13 protein-coding genes and 1 pseudogene are annotated in these 13,981 nt (G+C 58.4%); 5 read left to right on the top strand and 9 right to left on the bottom strand.

Annotated features, from left to right (window positions below):
• The first annotated feature begins 427 nt into the window (after positions 1 to 427).
• Positions 428 to 955 (top strand): hypothetical protein, encoded by a 528-nt coding sequence (locus KW830_RS21510; RefSeq protein WP_218331791.1) that lies wholly within the window; start codon positions 428 to 430, stop codon positions 953 to 955.
• Positions 955 to 1,686 carry a hypothetical protein gene (locus tag KW830_RS01760; protein ID WP_218331789.1) on the top strand — a complete coding sequence of 244 codons (732 nt, stop codon included), beginning with the start codon at positions 955 to 957 and terminating at the stop codon, positions 1,684 to 1,686. The genes KW830_RS21510 and KW830_RS01760 overlap by 1 nt, the downstream gene beginning before the upstream one ends.
• A gap of 1,017 nt (positions 1,687 to 2,703) precedes the next feature.
• Here KW830_RS01760 and KW830_RS01755 read toward each other — a convergent pair.
• The 8 genes and pseudogenes from KW830_RS01755 to KW830_RS01720 all read right to left on the bottom strand — a co-directional run bounded on the left by KW830_RS01755 (position 2,704) and on the right by KW830_RS01720 (position 10,677).
• On the bottom strand, positions 2,704 to 4,386 hold the full coding sequence (locus KW830_RS01755) for a non-canonical purine NTP pyrophosphatase (RefSeq protein ID WP_218331787.1): 1,683 nt from the start codon (positions 4,384 to 4,386) through the stop codon (positions 2,704 to 2,706).
• Complete coding sequence (locus KW830_RS01750; protein ID WP_218331785.1) at positions 4,379 to 5,356, bottom strand: hypothetical protein; 978 nt, start codon at positions 5,354 to 5,356, stop codon at positions 4,379 to 4,381. The genes KW830_RS01755 and KW830_RS01750 overlap by 8 nt, the downstream gene beginning before the upstream one ends.
• The gene (locus KW830_RS01745) at positions 5,353 to 6,108 is read right to left on the bottom strand and encodes a hypothetical protein (RefSeq protein ID WP_218331783.1); all 756 of its coding nucleotides are present in this window, start codon (positions 6,106 to 6,108) and stop codon (positions 5,353 to 5,355) included. Before KW830_RS01745 ends, KW830_RS01750 begins: the two co-directional genes overlap by 4 nt.
• Complete coding sequence (locus tag KW830_RS01740; protein WP_218331781.1) at positions 6,105 to 7,280, bottom strand: DNA adenine methylase; 1,176 nt, start codon at positions 7,278 to 7,280, stop codon at positions 6,105 to 6,107. The genes KW830_RS01745 and KW830_RS01740 overlap by 4 nt, the downstream gene beginning before the upstream one ends.
• Positions 7,281 to 7,612: 332 nt before the next feature.
• The gene (locus KW830_RS01735; protein ID WP_255578031.1) at positions 7,613 to 8,290 is read right to left on the bottom strand and encodes an alpha/beta fold hydrolase; all 678 of its coding nucleotides are present in this window, start codon (positions 8,288 to 8,290) and stop codon (positions 7,613 to 7,615) included.
• A 200-nt stretch (positions 8,291 to 8,490) separates the two neighbouring features.
• Positions 8,491 to 8,964 (bottom strand): annotated as a pseudogene (locus KW830_RS01730) (aminotransferase class I/II-fold pyridoxal phosphate-dependent enzyme); the annotation flags it as partial.
• Positions 8,965 to 9,089: 125 nt separating this feature from the next.
• Positions 9,090 to 10,016 (bottom strand): helix-turn-helix transcriptional regulator, encoded by a 927-nt coding sequence (locus tag KW830_RS01725; RefSeq protein WP_218331779.1) that lies wholly within the window; start codon positions 10,014 to 10,016, stop codon positions 9,090 to 9,092.
• 13 nt (positions 10,017 to 10,029) lie between these two features.
• On the bottom strand, positions 10,030 to 10,677 hold the full coding sequence (locus tag KW830_RS01720; protein ID WP_218331777.1) for a YbhB/YbcL family Raf kinase inhibitor-like protein: 648 nt from the start codon (positions 10,675 to 10,677) through the stop codon (positions 10,030 to 10,032).
• Between the two features lie 397 nt (positions 10,678 to 11,074).
• Between KW830_RS01720 and KW830_RS01715 the strand changes: the two genes are divergently transcribed.
• The gene (locus KW830_RS01715) at positions 11,075 to 11,485 is read left to right on the top strand and encodes a VOC family protein (protein WP_218331776.1); all 411 of its coding nucleotides are present in this window, start codon (positions 11,075 to 11,077) and stop codon (positions 11,483 to 11,485) included.
• A 182-nt stretch (positions 11,486 to 11,667) separates the two neighbouring features.
• Here KW830_RS01715 and KW830_RS01710 read toward each other — a convergent pair whose 3' ends face one another.
• Positions 11,668 to 12,600, bottom strand: coding sequence for a LysR family transcriptional regulator (locus KW830_RS01710; RefSeq protein ID WP_218331775.1), 933 nt, complete (start codon positions 12,598 to 12,600; stop codon positions 11,668 to 11,670).
• 107 nt (positions 12,601 to 12,707) lie between these two features.
• Between KW830_RS01710 and KW830_RS01705 the strand changes: the two genes are divergently transcribed.
• Both KW830_RS01705 and KW830_RS01700 read left to right on the top strand, forming a co-directional pair.
• Positions 12,708 to 13,472, top strand: coding sequence for an SDR family NAD(P)-dependent oxidoreductase (locus KW830_RS01705; protein WP_218331774.1), 765 nt, complete (start codon positions 12,708 to 12,710; stop codon positions 13,470 to 13,472).
• A 24-nt stretch (positions 13,473 to 13,496) separates the two neighbouring features.
• On the top strand, positions 13,497 to 13,883 hold the full coding sequence (locus KW830_RS01700) for a nuclear transport factor 2 family protein (protein WP_218331773.1): 387 nt from the start codon (positions 13,497 to 13,499) through the stop codon (positions 13,881 to 13,883).
• The last annotated feature ends 98 nt before the right edge of the window (positions 13,884 to 13,981 follow it).

Here is a 13,981-nt window from a genome sequence, read left to right as displayed (position 1 = left end):
CTAAAGCTACGCTCCGTAGCAAGTCTGATCTTCATCCCTCAGTCTTACAACCATTTGGGCACCTCTTGGAACCTCTATTGCAACCAACTTGATGCGAATGCCTCCCGGCTAGTGGCTCCCATGATCAGCCAGCGCATCGAGCTCCTCAGCTTCTTCCCAGAACAAGCACTTGACGTCGGACTCCTGCCAAGGCCAAGCGGGCGGCCTCAGAGCTGCCCTGGGTGCGACAGCCGTACTGATTCCGTGGCAGCCGATAGACCCACTTGGAGGCGCTTGCCATACTGGCCTAATTAGGCGCTTTCTAGAAGTGCCCATGGAAGGGATGTAGAAGAGCAGTGCAAGGCTGATCTCGAACTGGGTCTACTGAGAAGTGATAATTCACGCTTGACAAGCGACTACGTGCAGATTTCAAAGACTGAGGACAACCGTGATCATTCCACCCAAAGCAATCTCCACAAGGAAGTGGTCATCGCCTATCTTGAATCTCTCCGAAAGAGAGCTTTTTGATCCAGAAGGTGTTGGCTTTGACCTTCGCTTGTCTGGCATCCACACCCTCCAAGGCAAAGGATCACTGTTGATCGAAACTCGGCAGACCCCCAAAGCAATCCCAATAGACCCAGATTCGGACGGTGTCTTCACCTTGGAGCCAAAGCGCTGGTATTTAGCAACAACGATGGAGAAGATGAATCTACCCGCGCACATGGCAGGCATGATATTTCCGAGAAGCACACTCTTTCGAAGCGGCGTAGAGTTACATACAAGTATCACACCGCCTGGGTACGAGGGGCCATTAACCTTTGGTCTTACCGTAAGCAACCCCGAGGGTTTTCGAATCGCACTAGGAGCACGCTTCTGCCATCTCGTGCTGATGCAGGTAAAAAAGGGCTCGACTCAATATCGTGGTCAGTGGAATCAAGGGCGTATCGACTCCCCGAACGAAGAGAGGCAAGTATAGTGAGTGTCGTACACATTAAAAATCGGGTTACTAGCGATCCGCAGTCTTTTTCCAATTACGCAGCGTCAGACAGAAGCCTACTTTGGCTTGCAAAGCATGAAAACGTAGACGCGTTCTCTATTGATCTGACAGTAGGCGATCAGTGGAGTGAGAAGTATGGCCCCACGTCCAACGAGATGCACAAAATTTCCGAAGAAGGTATGCGCATCTTAAGACACGGATCTATCGTAGTTACAGCAGCTGAAGAAATTCGAATACCACACAATATGTATGGAGTACTATTACCGACCGGCAGCTTGTTTCTCGATAAGGGTATCCTAATCGCACCTGCAAAAGTCGAGCCATCATTCTCTGGGAATCTAAAGCTTCGCTTATTCAATACCACAGCTCTCAAATACACTTTAAAAAAAGGTGAAAAGCTTGGCTCAGTCATATTTTTCTCGACTGAGACTACTCAGTTCCAATCTCCCGTCACCAAGAACAGTGTACTAGTTTCGAAGCCTACTCCATTCGTCGATCGTATTTCTCAATGGCTCGGGAGAAATGTTAATCAACTGGTCACATGGGTAGTTACTCTCTTGGGTGGCTCAATGATGGCAGCATTTTTAGTGCACTTCGTTCTGCAGCCAAATTTCCCAACAACACCCAAAACCTCCGCACCCCAATCCACCCCACCCAGTTCTCCATCGACGTCAGCAGCACCCGCGCCTTCGCAAAATAAAGCACCATGATAGTAGTATCCGATAACTTGGCCGGCATTGCCAAGTCATTTAGCATTTGCAGTGAAAATCTCATCGAAGAGTTTTCAATCCAGATTAAGTTAGATCGACAGATTCATCGCCTTCAGACACCTTCAGACAATTTATCCCCAATAAATTATGGGTCACCCATCGATCATAATTCATATTTTCGCAAATCAGAGCAAATTGCAGATAGTTTGATTCTTGGGCCGAGAGAGTGCGTACTTGCCTGTTCACAGGACATTTATACAATGCCCAAAGGCTATTTCGGTTTAATACAAACAAAGGGTAGCCTTGCCAGAATGTTTGTTTCGGCGACGGCGAATGATGGTCAAGTCGAGCCGGGATACTCGGGAAAAATTACTCTCGAGCTCATAAATCACTCGCCGTTCTCCGTAGCGCTTCGACCGGGAGCGGAAGTAGCGCAGATGTACATAATGAGATGCAGTAGCGAGGTCTCGAAGCCGTATAGTGGTCGCTATCAGGGTGCTACCGGCCCCACGATTCCAACTTTCGATTGACGCTAAACGTTCGTGCGAGAAGTAAGGTCGTTGTTGCATAAGTCAGCCGAGGCACGCGGGCGAGGTCCTACGTCCGAGCAGGACGGGGAGCGATGAGCAAGCACCCGCGGGCGAAGTTCCACACGAAGAACTGGACCTGACCTCAAACGCCGAGGCTCGCTGATAGTGTGACTTAAAGCTCTAAACCAGCCTTTCGGCCGGCGACTAACTTCGGGGGCGGCTACTAGGTAGCCACGACCGTTCTCACTAGACTCGCAGTTGAACGACCGCAAACGCTGCAAAGCTAACCTCAAAAGTCGGCTTCAGGCTGGCTCAGCCTCTAGAAGCTCTGAACGACGGCAATCGCCAACACAGTCCTTGAAGGCCGCGCCCTGATCGTCTGTAGATGTACCTCGGTGCGGCGTGGATGATCAATGCGCTGATGATTCCGCGGTAATGCTAACGTTGAGAAGACGCCGACACAGGCGGTCAGTTCGTTATCAGATGGTCAGACTTCAGGTGGAGGAAGAGCGAGCACCAGCTGCGTATTCTCGCTGCGTCCCACTCTGCGTATGCGGCTCTGACGAACTTCTGGTGCGGCATGCATTTGCATCGCACGACTGATACCAGTAGCTGACAGTCGATACTCGAGGACGCCAGTTCGTTTGCCATCTCGTTCCCGAAAGCGTAGTTCGTAATACGGATGGAACTCTTGGTTGAAGTACCGACTTACGTTGTTCTTGGACTTCACCTCATTGAATCTTCGATTCAGAGCTGCAGCAATCTCCGTCGTTGTGAGCCATTTTTCCATTGGTCGTTCGGCGAGTAACGTCCGCAGTATCAAGCCTTCAAGTTGATCTCGCTGCAGTTGCTGACGTTGCGTACGCCTTTCCTTATCGGATGTATAGACACGCAAGGCTTCCCTATATCGAGTGCGGACGGCAGCATAGAGCTCTCGCAAACTGCCCTCATTGTTTTGCCTTTCGACATTCGGCAACTCAGCAATGCCTGACACCCCCATCCGAACCTCCTGCTCGTCACGCTTCACGAATTTCTCCGGCGTGACGCCATCACGGCCTCGTTCAAGCGCGCGCTTCAATCGGATTGGGGCAGAAGCGTCCAGGTACATAAGTGCGAGTTCGATGTCAGACCCTACTTCTTGTTGGAATATTTCCACTTCTTTGGTAGAACGAAATCCCGTTATGACCGCGCCAGAGGTCCCGATTTCCCTAAGGAAGTGAGCAATAGGCTGCGCTACTATGCCCGGCTGTGTTTGGAGCGCCGCTTCCGCAAAGTTACCGATACTCACGCCTGGGTTCGGCCCATGGCGCTCCCAAAAGGCCTTGTACATGAAATCGCTGGCTTCAATGTGAAGCAATTCATACTTATCGCGCATCCAGTTCGCTGTTGTTGATTTTCCAGCGCAGCTCGGGCCGCATATGACAAAGATGGATGGATAGGTCGCAATGCCCGGAATTTGCAACTGATCGGCACCAGGCTCATCACGATTCGCTAGGAAACTAAGCTTTCCATGAAGTACCGAGGTAATTTTCTCGAAAGCGCGTGCCCGAAAATCGGAAAGGTCCGCCTCCTTGATGTCCAGCATACTGATCGGGCCGCTTGCCCCAACTGGTACAAACCATTTGTTAAACGTCTTGTCGTCTAGCCAGGGATAAACTAGGTTCGGCTGAATTTTTCGCTCACAGTCAGCTATCACTCCATGGGATTCACCTACCACAGAGAGATATCGATCAGTTGTATTCAGTAATGTTCGCCAACGCTGCGGCAAGTGCATCACAATATCCGAACGCACGATAACCTTGCGGTTATTCCCCGCGCGTTTGAGCAATGTATCCAGCTTTTCAAACGTCATGTCACGCATCCAATATTTGACATTGACGCCTGGTACCTCAGTATCCTTGCTTAAAGCTTCAATGACGACTGACGTATCTTCGAAGAAGAATGTACTGTGGTCATCTGCATTTGCGCCCTGGCGCTTGAGCCATTGCTCTAGTGCGCTTTCATAACTAAGCTTGAGTAGCTCCGACCGATCGTCGATCTTTGGCTCGTTGTAGCTGGCGTAATAAGTAGTTTCGTGGAACCCTTTAACTCGAACACCAACCTTCTCGCCCAAGTACCGAAAATGTGCGAGCTTTGACCGATTGGTCGAAAAGAAGACGACCTCAATCATGGGAGAGAATACGCCCCGTGTTGTCTGGACTGGTCCGAAACACTGCAGACGGACCATATTGGCATTCTGCAGCCGCAAATGCAACGTCAAAGTCACGGGCCCAGAAAATCAAGGCCGGACCGATGCTACTCATCGCCACAGCGTCACATCCGACCGACGCGAGATACGCAGCGCAGGTGCGAACTGTGTCTCCATAGAGGTCTATCTCGGCACGCTTCCATGCACAGCGTTGTAGGGCATTGATTGATGCACAGAAGGCATCGTAGTCGCGGGATTGGACTGCCGCCAGCGTGCCGAATATCGCGTGGTACGTAGTCTCGAAAACATCTGCGGCCGACAGCGGTAGCTGGTGCGAAAAAAACGCCTGTTCTTGCTCCGGGGAAGTTGCTGAGGCGCAGGGCGGAACAAGGACACCCATGGGCCAATCCACCATGTCGAGACGCGCCATCTCCAAGGGCAGCTCATCCACTTGATTGATGGCGTCCGACCCAACGATCGGCGCAGAATCAAAGCGTCGGCCCGCATCGAAAACGAAGCCACCCTTGAAATAACTACTCAACCCAATACCCGACGCGCCACCGCGCCCACAGTTAGCACGCAAGAACTCCGGACTCACACTCAGGCCGTTAAGCAAAAACAGCGATTCCAGGCTGGCCAGTGCCGCTGCGGTGCCAGTGCCAAACCCACCGTGTCGCGCAGGCAACTGGACGTCCTTTAGACGCAGCCCCTGCGTCAACTGCTGTTGGCTCATGAGACATTCCAAGCGCTTAGTTAACGACGCAATCTCGGCGGGGAGGTAGCCGTATGACTCCAGTGCACGCAGGTCAACAGCGGCATGGGGCGCAAAGGCGAAGGTCGAGCGCGGAGTGGTGATGCCGAAGCCCACTCCGCCATTGCGACGATAGCCTGTGGGCCCGAGATCGATCAGCGTAAGGTGTACGCGCGACGGGACGCTGACACGTACACTCATGGAGTGTTCCCCAATGGGGGCATCTGGCTCAACGGCTTAGCGGTCTTCCAAGTCTGCTCGAAATAGTTCAAATACGATGCGGCGTAGGGGCTGTGGTTGTATACATGCAATGCCGGTGTGTGCTTGCTCTCTACCCCCGGCAACAACGGGCCCACCACTAGCTCATGATCGACGCGCACAAACGCGGCGATGGGCGTGGTATCGAAATAACGAACTTCGAAGTTCGGATATATGCCAGCAATTGCCTCAAAACGCTTTCGGTTTACTGGGTATTTGTGTTGGTCGCTGGCATCTAGCCCCGCGGGAGTTGCCACGAGAATTCGCACCAACACACCTTTCTTCAGTGCTTCGATTAGCGCACGCTTCTCCCATCTCGGCGAGTTAGGATCAGCAAAGTCCACCATCAGCCGCGTCGCAGTTGACCCCAAAACATCCACCTGCGAGTGCGCCTTTTGAATGAGCTGACCAAAGTAAGCCTCCTCGTCGCGCGTTGTTAGGACGTTCTCAACACCCATGCGCCGGAAGCGATCGATGGCCTTGGCATCGGCCCAACTGAGACAAAATTGCGCGAGTGTGACGACCAAACCAGAAACTACACCAGATGCGAAGACCCACAACGGGCCTTCGTTTGCCAGAATGGCCTTGTCAGTCATGAGTATGCTGGTTGCACCAAAAGCCAGCAGTAACAGGATAGCGACAGCAACGATGGCCCATGGCATCGAAATTGAAAGCTTCTTGTTATAGAGACTCATGGTTCACCGATCAGCAATAGTTCAAAGAACTTGTTCTTGGACAACGCGCGGCCATAGGCACGGCGGGACAAACGCACGCGACTAAAGTTGTCGCTAAATAAAGCAAACAGCTCCGCCTCAGAGGGATGTTCGCCCGAGACGTAGGACATCGCGAATTTCGCCTGGCGATGTGTCTGGATCAGTGCCTCGATATTGCGTGTAAGGGCTGCCTTGTCCGTCCACTCACTGACCGTCGATGTTTGGATCCGTCGCAGACGATCACCTCCCTCAAGTAGATGAGGCCATTCCTCGTATCGTGCTAAGCCCTCGAGAAAGTGATAGCGCGACAGGTAGGAATCGGTACTCTTCGTCCGCTTGAAGTAGGGAGGATCTACGTAGACGAGGTCGTAGCCTGGGGCTATATCTTCGGCTGCTCGCCCAGCAGTTACGCTGATGCTCCCGCCCAAGCCCCGCTGCATCTGCCGCACTTCCTTGAAGGTGCTCAAGATATGCTCGGCGAAGCTTTTCTCCCAGGTAGTGCGGTTCCCAAACTGCACCTCGACCTTCGACTGGCGCAGCTTCAGGTTTGCGCGATGAAACAGGTTATAGGGACGCTTTTTGAGGCACGCTTGGAATAAGCAATGGAGGAGCAGGTCCTTGCAAGCCGGTTCAATGTTGGTGAGCGCGAGCATGAAACCGTCAAGCCACGCATTCTCCTCGTCAGTGAAGTAAAGATTGGCGAAGGTGGCGTGAATAAAGCCCTGGCACGGTTCGACCGCCTGCAAGATGGATGCGACGTCCGAAACTGAAAGCTGTACCTTCGCAGAGGAAAACAGGGCGCGCGCTGAAATTGTGTTGAACTGGAAGACGTCGTTATAGGTGACGTCCCAGCCCAATTGGGACAGCAGATGCGAGACCGCACCTGTTCCACCAAAAGCATCGAGCACAGTACGGCCTTCGAGCCCCCTAAGCTCCTCATGCAACCAATCCATTTGCCGCCGCTTACTGCCGTAATACCGCGTAGTGGGAAACGGACTCAACTGGCATAGCGCCACTCGCCCTCCCCGCGGCGGCAATCGCGCATCATCGCTGAACCGTCGCGATAACGTACTCGATGCAGGGATGATGGAAGACACCATGTCGCTGAGGACTAAGTCTTCGACCTCCCGTAGCTCGGCAAATTCGGTCTGCATTCGCATGGCCTTCCCGTATGCACCTTCCGCCGGCCATTAGTGTGAGCGCGACGCGGGTAGGCAATGGATTCCTAAGGATTAGTTATAGCTAAGAGTATTGCATAGGTCTCAATTGAAACAGCCTCCTACCAGGAGGCTTTGTCTATTTGAATGGCGGGTATGGGATGAGGACTTAACCCTCGCCTGCAAGTAGTGACCGGCAGCAATCACTGCACAGCAGACATAGGCTGGGCGACTTGGCGACAAGCGTCGCGGCCTTGTCCACTCCAAATAGGCTCCGCCACTCCACAGACAGGCCACTAGTCCACGCCTCAATAATGCTGTCCTTTGCGCTAATGCAGAAACCCCGCCAGCACGCCTTGCGTCTCGGCCGGCACCTCCATCGGGATCATGTGCCCGGCATCCAGCACTTGCAGTTGTGATCCCTGGATGCCCTGGTGCAGTTCCTGCGCTTCATCCAGGCTGCGCAGCCGGTCTTGCTGGCCGGCAATGACCAGGGTGAGACAGCGGATGTCGCCCAGGCGGTTGGTGTCGCCATCACGGCGGAGCTGGGCCTGGCGGCGGAAGGCGTCGCCGCCCAGGCGCACGCTCATGGCGTGGATGCGGTTGACCAACGCATCGTCATCCTCCCGCGCGGGCGCCAGGGATTGGCGGATGGAGCGTTTGCTCACCCCCGCAAAGGTTTGGGGTGCGGCCAGCACTGCGTCGGCCTTGCGGCGTGCCTGCAAGGTGGTATCGCCGCGCGACGAGGTGGCCATCAGCACCAGCTGCTGCACGCGGTCCGGTGCGATGCGGGCGATTTCGCGGGCCACGTAGCCGCCCATGGAGAAGCCGATGACGTCAAACACCCCGTCCGGCACCGTGCGCAGGACATGGGCTGCCATGTCTTCGATGGTGCTGGCGGTGCTGAGGTCTGCATACACCAAGGGGCCACGGGTCTGCAGATAGGGGTGGATGTCAGTCCATAAATCCTGGTCAAGCATGAAGCCAGGGATCAGAACGGTGGTCAATGGTGACTCCTGCTGTGTGTTGGAGGTGTTGTCCTATTTGCAGCTTTCGCCACTGCTACCGCTTCGGCCGTTTCTACCGCTTTCTTCGTGCTCGCCGTTTTTGCAATTCTTGCCATCTTCAGCCCGCTCTCCATCTTCGACCGCCTCGCCCTCTTCACCTTATTCACCCATCACCCTCTTCTCGCCGTTTGGGCCGTGCACTACCGGGACAGCGAGCGGCAGAACGCCTGTATGGCCTGGCAGGCCGTGTGGAGCGATGCATCGTCCAACGCATACGCCAGCCGCACATAGGGACCCAAACCGAACGCGCTGCCGTGCACGGTTGCCACACCGGCCTCGTCCAGCAGCGCGTTGACCACGTCTTCGTCACTGCCCAGCAAGGTGCCCGCCGGGGTGGTGGCGCCCATCAGCACTTCACAGGAGGCAAAGGCGTAGAACGCGCCTTGCGGCACTTGGCACTGCAGGCCGGGGGCCTGGTTGAGGGCGGCGACCACGGCATCGCGCCGGCGTTGGAATACGGCGCGTGATTGTGCAATGAAGTCCTGCGGCCCGGTCAATGCCGCCAGCGCGGCGTGCTGCGAAATGGTGCTGGCGCCCGAGGTCTGTTGGCCTTGGAGTTTTTCCATGGCCTCCACCAGCCAGCCGGGGCCGGTGCCAAAGCCGATGCGCCAGCCGGCCCGCAGCGAAGGCAAGGCTCCATATCGCAGCGCTGGCGCCTCCCGTCCCTTTCCTCTGTCTTTTCCCTCTGCGCTGCCTTGGCCCTGCTCGATCTCCCGCATCCGGTGCGATCGGCCGCAGATCAGCGCACGGCCGAAGGCAGATAGCCAAAGCGCACCTTAAAGCGTTCGGCAAAGCGGGCGCGTGACTTGTAGCCGCAGGCCTGGGCAATCTCCGGAACACTCCAGGACGTGGTTTGCACCAGCATCATGGCGTGGTGCATGCGCACGTCGATCAGCACATCCTCAAACCGGGCGCTTTCGCCCGCAAGGCGGCGGCGTAATGTGGCCTCGCTCACGGCCAGGGCTTTGCCCGCTGTCTGCGCCGTCCAGTGCTGGCTGGGTGCTTCGCCAATCAGGGCACGCAAACGCCCGGACAGCCCTGGTGCCTGTGGCGGCCTGAACACGCCCCCACGCTCGGCCAGTGCCGCTAGCAAATCCATGGCCCGGTAGCGCAGGCGCTCGTCACTGAGCTGCCCGTCTGCAGCGCTGGCCAGCAGATGCTGCAGCGAGGACGCCAGATCGGCATCCAGCGCAATCTGCTGGAAGGGTGCGCCCGCCTGCACCGCCTCCGCCCCCGTGGCACGGCCCCGGCGGAAAGCGTCCAGCAGCTTCGGCGACAGTGCTAGAAACACCGACCGAAAGCGCTGCTCCATGCCGCCGGGTGTCTTGCGCAAGTCGGCACAGGTGTTGGCATCCACCAGCAGCAAGGATGCAGGCGTATCGACACCGATGCTGTGGGTGCCGGAATCCATGTCCAGCCGCCCCGCCGCAATCAGCAGCACCGCCGCGTCCTGAAACAGGAACCGGGGCGTATGCTGCACCTGCTTCAGACACGGCTGGGCCACGGTGCACAGGCCACGCCGCCAGATGGGCGCGCCCGCAGGCAGCAGCCATGGCAGATTGCCCGCATCGGCTGCATCGGTGGCTGCCGCCAGTGGGGCTGCCGGGTGGGCTGCGTGGTGGGCTGCTTGCGGGACGGTCTGGAGAGCTGGCTGCGCAAATGCCATGGCCGACTGTTTCTTACTGCGCGCTGGTCTGCAGCGACACCGCAGGGTTCAGGCTGAAGACCCCGGTGAGGCTGGCCTGCCCCAGCACCTGGGCCGATGCCAGGGCGGCGCGCACATTCGCGCCCGTCAGCGGCCCGGTCACGGCCAGCGTGGGGGTTGCCAGCGCGTAGACGGTGAACACGTAGTGGTGCAGCAGCGTGTCGTTCCAGGGCGGGCAAGGGCCGTCGTAGCCGTGGTAGTCGCCCTTCATTTGTTCGTCCGCGGCAAACCATCCGGTGTAGTCGTTCAGACCGTGGCGCCAGCCTGCGGGTGCGGCGGGACCGGCTTTGCCCCGGGGGGTGACACCGTCCGAATGCGAGCCCGCAGCGATGTGCGTGACGTTAGCGGGAATGTCCAGCAGCAGCCAGTGAAAGAAGTCCACGCGCGGCAGGGAGAATGGAACCTCGCGGCCCTCCTGGTTCACATCGTCGCCCTTGCTGGGCACGTCCGGGTCATGGCAGACGATGACAAACGACTGCGTGCCCGCTGGCACATCGCTCCAGGCCAGATGCGGGTTGCGGTTGGACGACAAGGCCACATGGGATGCCGCATCCGGCACCGCAAACGCGAATTCACCGGGAATGGCCTGGCCGTCTTGAAAACTCTGGCTGATAAGTTGCATGGAAATCCGTCCTGCAGTGGTTTGGGCTGATGCGACATGCATCCACCGTCCTGCAGAAGTGTAGGGAGTCCAACGCACACCAAAGCACCAAATCCGATCAATCGAGGCAGCACAGGCTGTCAATTTGTATGTATTAGGTTCTGATGGGCAGTTGTTCCCCTTCGCGCATCAGCTTGCAGCATGTCTGCGGCCGGAGCTGCTGCGGGCCAGAAACAGGCCCCCCATGCATCCCTGTCAGTGAGGGCTTCCGGCTGGTGGCGGCCAGTGTCAGCCAGCCAGCCCGCGCCCTGAACGACAGCCAACGCCGTTCGCTGACACGGGTGCAGCGGGATACCCTGTTGACGTCGCTTGCCAATGCCCGAAGATGCCCTCTCCATGCAGACCTTGAAAGGCCCACATGCCCCAGAAAATCTTCGTCAACCTGCCCGTCGCTGACCTGCCAAAGGCCAAGTCCTTCTATGAAGCGATCGGCGCCGTCAACAACCCGCAGTTCACCGACGACACCGCCGCCTGCATGGTCCTCTCCGACAGCATCTACGTGATGCTGCTCACCCACCCGAAGTGGGCCACGTTCACCCAAAAACCTATCGTCGATGCGCACGCTGCCAGCGAAGTCATGCTCTGCCTGAGCGCCGACGACCGCACGGCGGTGGACAACATGGTGGCGGCCGCTTCCGCCCACGGCGGCAAGGCGGACGTGACCCCGCTGCAAGACCTCGGATTCATGTATGGACGCAGCTTCGAGGACTTGGACGGCCATATCTGGGAAATCATGTTCATGGACATGAGCCAGATGCCCCAAGGCTGACGCAAGTCGACCACAGGCAACGCCAGCGGAAGGCCCCCTCCTGGCCCTTGCCTCTGACGGTATGCACACCATCGGCCAGCAGGTGCTGATCGATACACTTGCCTGCTGGCCGGCTGCAGGCGGATTAGCCACATTCACAGGTATGCCGCGGGTGACGGCTACGCGCCTTAAGCCCCCCAGGACTATGCCGGTTCGTCGTACTGCGCGAATACCTCCGCCGCCCAGTCAGCGAAGGCCCGGATCTTGGCACTCAGCTGCCGGTTGCTGGGATAAACCAGCCGGATCGGATGCGCTGGGCGGGACCAGTCGGTCAGCACTTCCTGCAGGGTGCCGTCGGCCAAATACGGTGCTGCGGCGAAGCGGAAGGTCTGGCCAATCCCCAGGCCATGGACCAGTACGCTCAGATGGGCGGTGCTTTCGTTGACCAAGGTGGCTTCGTCTGCCTTGACCTGCACCCGTTCACCGTCCCGGTGGAATTCCAGCGCAAAGGCGCGGCCACTCAGGGACGAGAAATAGCCCGCTATCGTGTGCGCCGGCCCACCGCCCTGCGGCAGCCGGGCCAACAGGTCATCGGGGTGCCGAGGCTGTCCGTGAGCGGCCAGGTAGTCCTTGGATGCACAGGTCACCCATGCCAGATCGGCCAGGCGCCGCGCCACCAGGGTCGAATCCGGCAAGTCGCCGCCGCGGATCACGCAGTCCACGCCGTCGCTGATCAGGTCGGCCGGGCGGTCACTCACGCCCAGCTCAAGCTGCAGGTCCGGGTACCGCTGCCGGAACTGCGGCAGCGCCGGAATGAGGATGCGGTTGGCCAGCACCGATCCCACATCGACCCGCAGTCGCCCCCGCAACTGGGCATGTGCGCCGCCGGCCAACTGGTCCATGTCCTCCAGCTCGGCGATCAAGCGTTTGGCCCGCTCGTAGTAGGCCGAGCCATCGGCCGTCACGCTGACCCGGCGCGTCGTGCGCTGCAGCAGCCGCGCGCCAAGGTGCTGCTCCAGGTCCTGCACCAGCTTGGTCACGGTGGGCCTGGGGATGTTCATCGAATCGGCAGCCCGCGAAAAGCCGCCGGTTTCTGCGATGCGTACGAACACCTTCAATGCAAGCAACTGGTCCATGGCACCGATTATTCACAACCATGAATTGAGTTTCAATATTTATCCAGTTTATTCACTTATCTGAACTATCTAACCTTGAGGCTCCTTATCACTCACGGAGAAATCTCATGGTTCAGAAACTCGCAGGCAAGGTCGCTGTCGTCACGGGTGCAACCACGGGCATCGGCCTGGCCGCCGCCAAGGCCTTCGCCCAGGAAGGCGCCACGGTCTACATCACCGGCCGCCGCCAGGCAGAACTCGACGCCGCCGTGGCTGCCATCGGCCCGAAGGCCCGCGGTGTGCAGGCCGACTCCACCAAGCTCGCCGACCTGGATCGGCTCTACGCCCAGGTGCAGGACGAACAGGGGCGCCTTGACGTTCTGTATGCCAACGCCGGTGGCGGCAGCATGCTTGCGCTGGGCAGCATCACCGAGGACCATTTCGACGAGACCTTCGACCGCAACGTCAAGGGCGTGGTGTTCACGGTGCAAAAGGCACTGCCGCTGCTCGACAAGGCCACGGCGGGCGCATCGGTCATCCTGGCAGGCTCGACCACCAGCGTGCTCGGCACCGCCAACTTCAGCATCTACAGCGCCACCAAGGCAGCGGTGCGCAACCTGGCTCGCAGCTGGATCCTGGACCTCAAGGGCCGCGCCATCCGCATCAACACGCTGTCGCCTGGTCCCATCCACACGCCGGGCCTGGTGGAGCTGGCGGGACCGGGTGCCGCGCAGCAGCAGGGCCTGCTCGATTACCTGACCTCCCAGGTGCCGCTGGGCCGCATGGGCCAACCGGAAGATATCGCCAAGGTCGCCGTCTTTCTGGCGTCGGACGACTCCGCCTTTGTCAACGGGGTCGAACTGTTCGCCGACGGCGGCCAGGCCCAGGTCTGAGCGCACCACGCGCAGGAGCCCACCATGACCCAGCCCACCGCCACCGAACTGCTGCGTGCCTACCTCGACAGCATCCGTACACCCTCGACCGCCGCCGCCCTGTTCGCCGATGACGGCGTGCTGGAACTGCCTTGGATCCAGGTTCGGGCCCAAGGCCCCGAAGCCATAGGCCAGCTCGTCACCGGCCTGCTGGCCAAGGTACCGGACTTCGCCTTCAAGGACATCCGCGTCTGGATCGATACCCCCGACAGGACATTTGCCGAATATGCGGTGGAGGCGGAGGTCGCTGCCTCCGGCAAGCCCTATCGGCAGACCTATGCGGGCCTGCTCATCGCCGAGGGAGGGAAGATCAAGCTGCTGCGGGAAGCGTTGAACACCGCCGCCGCGGCCGAAGCGTTCCGCCCCTCCTGAGCCCGACCCAGGCTGAACGTGATTGCAAAGAACCTTGGTGCCGGGCGCTGTCAGCGCTGCCAGCGCTGCACCAAGGCTTGGGCGTGTGCCTTGGGCGT

It is taken from the genome of Comamonas sp. CMM03 (assembly GCF_019218715.1).
GTDB classification, from domain to species: Bacteria; Pseudomonadota; Gammaproteobacteria; order Burkholderiales; family Burkholderiaceae_C; genus Comamonas; species Comamonas terrigena.
Note: the sequence above shows the minus strand (reverse complement) of the source record. Positions and strands in the feature narration are given on the sequence as shown.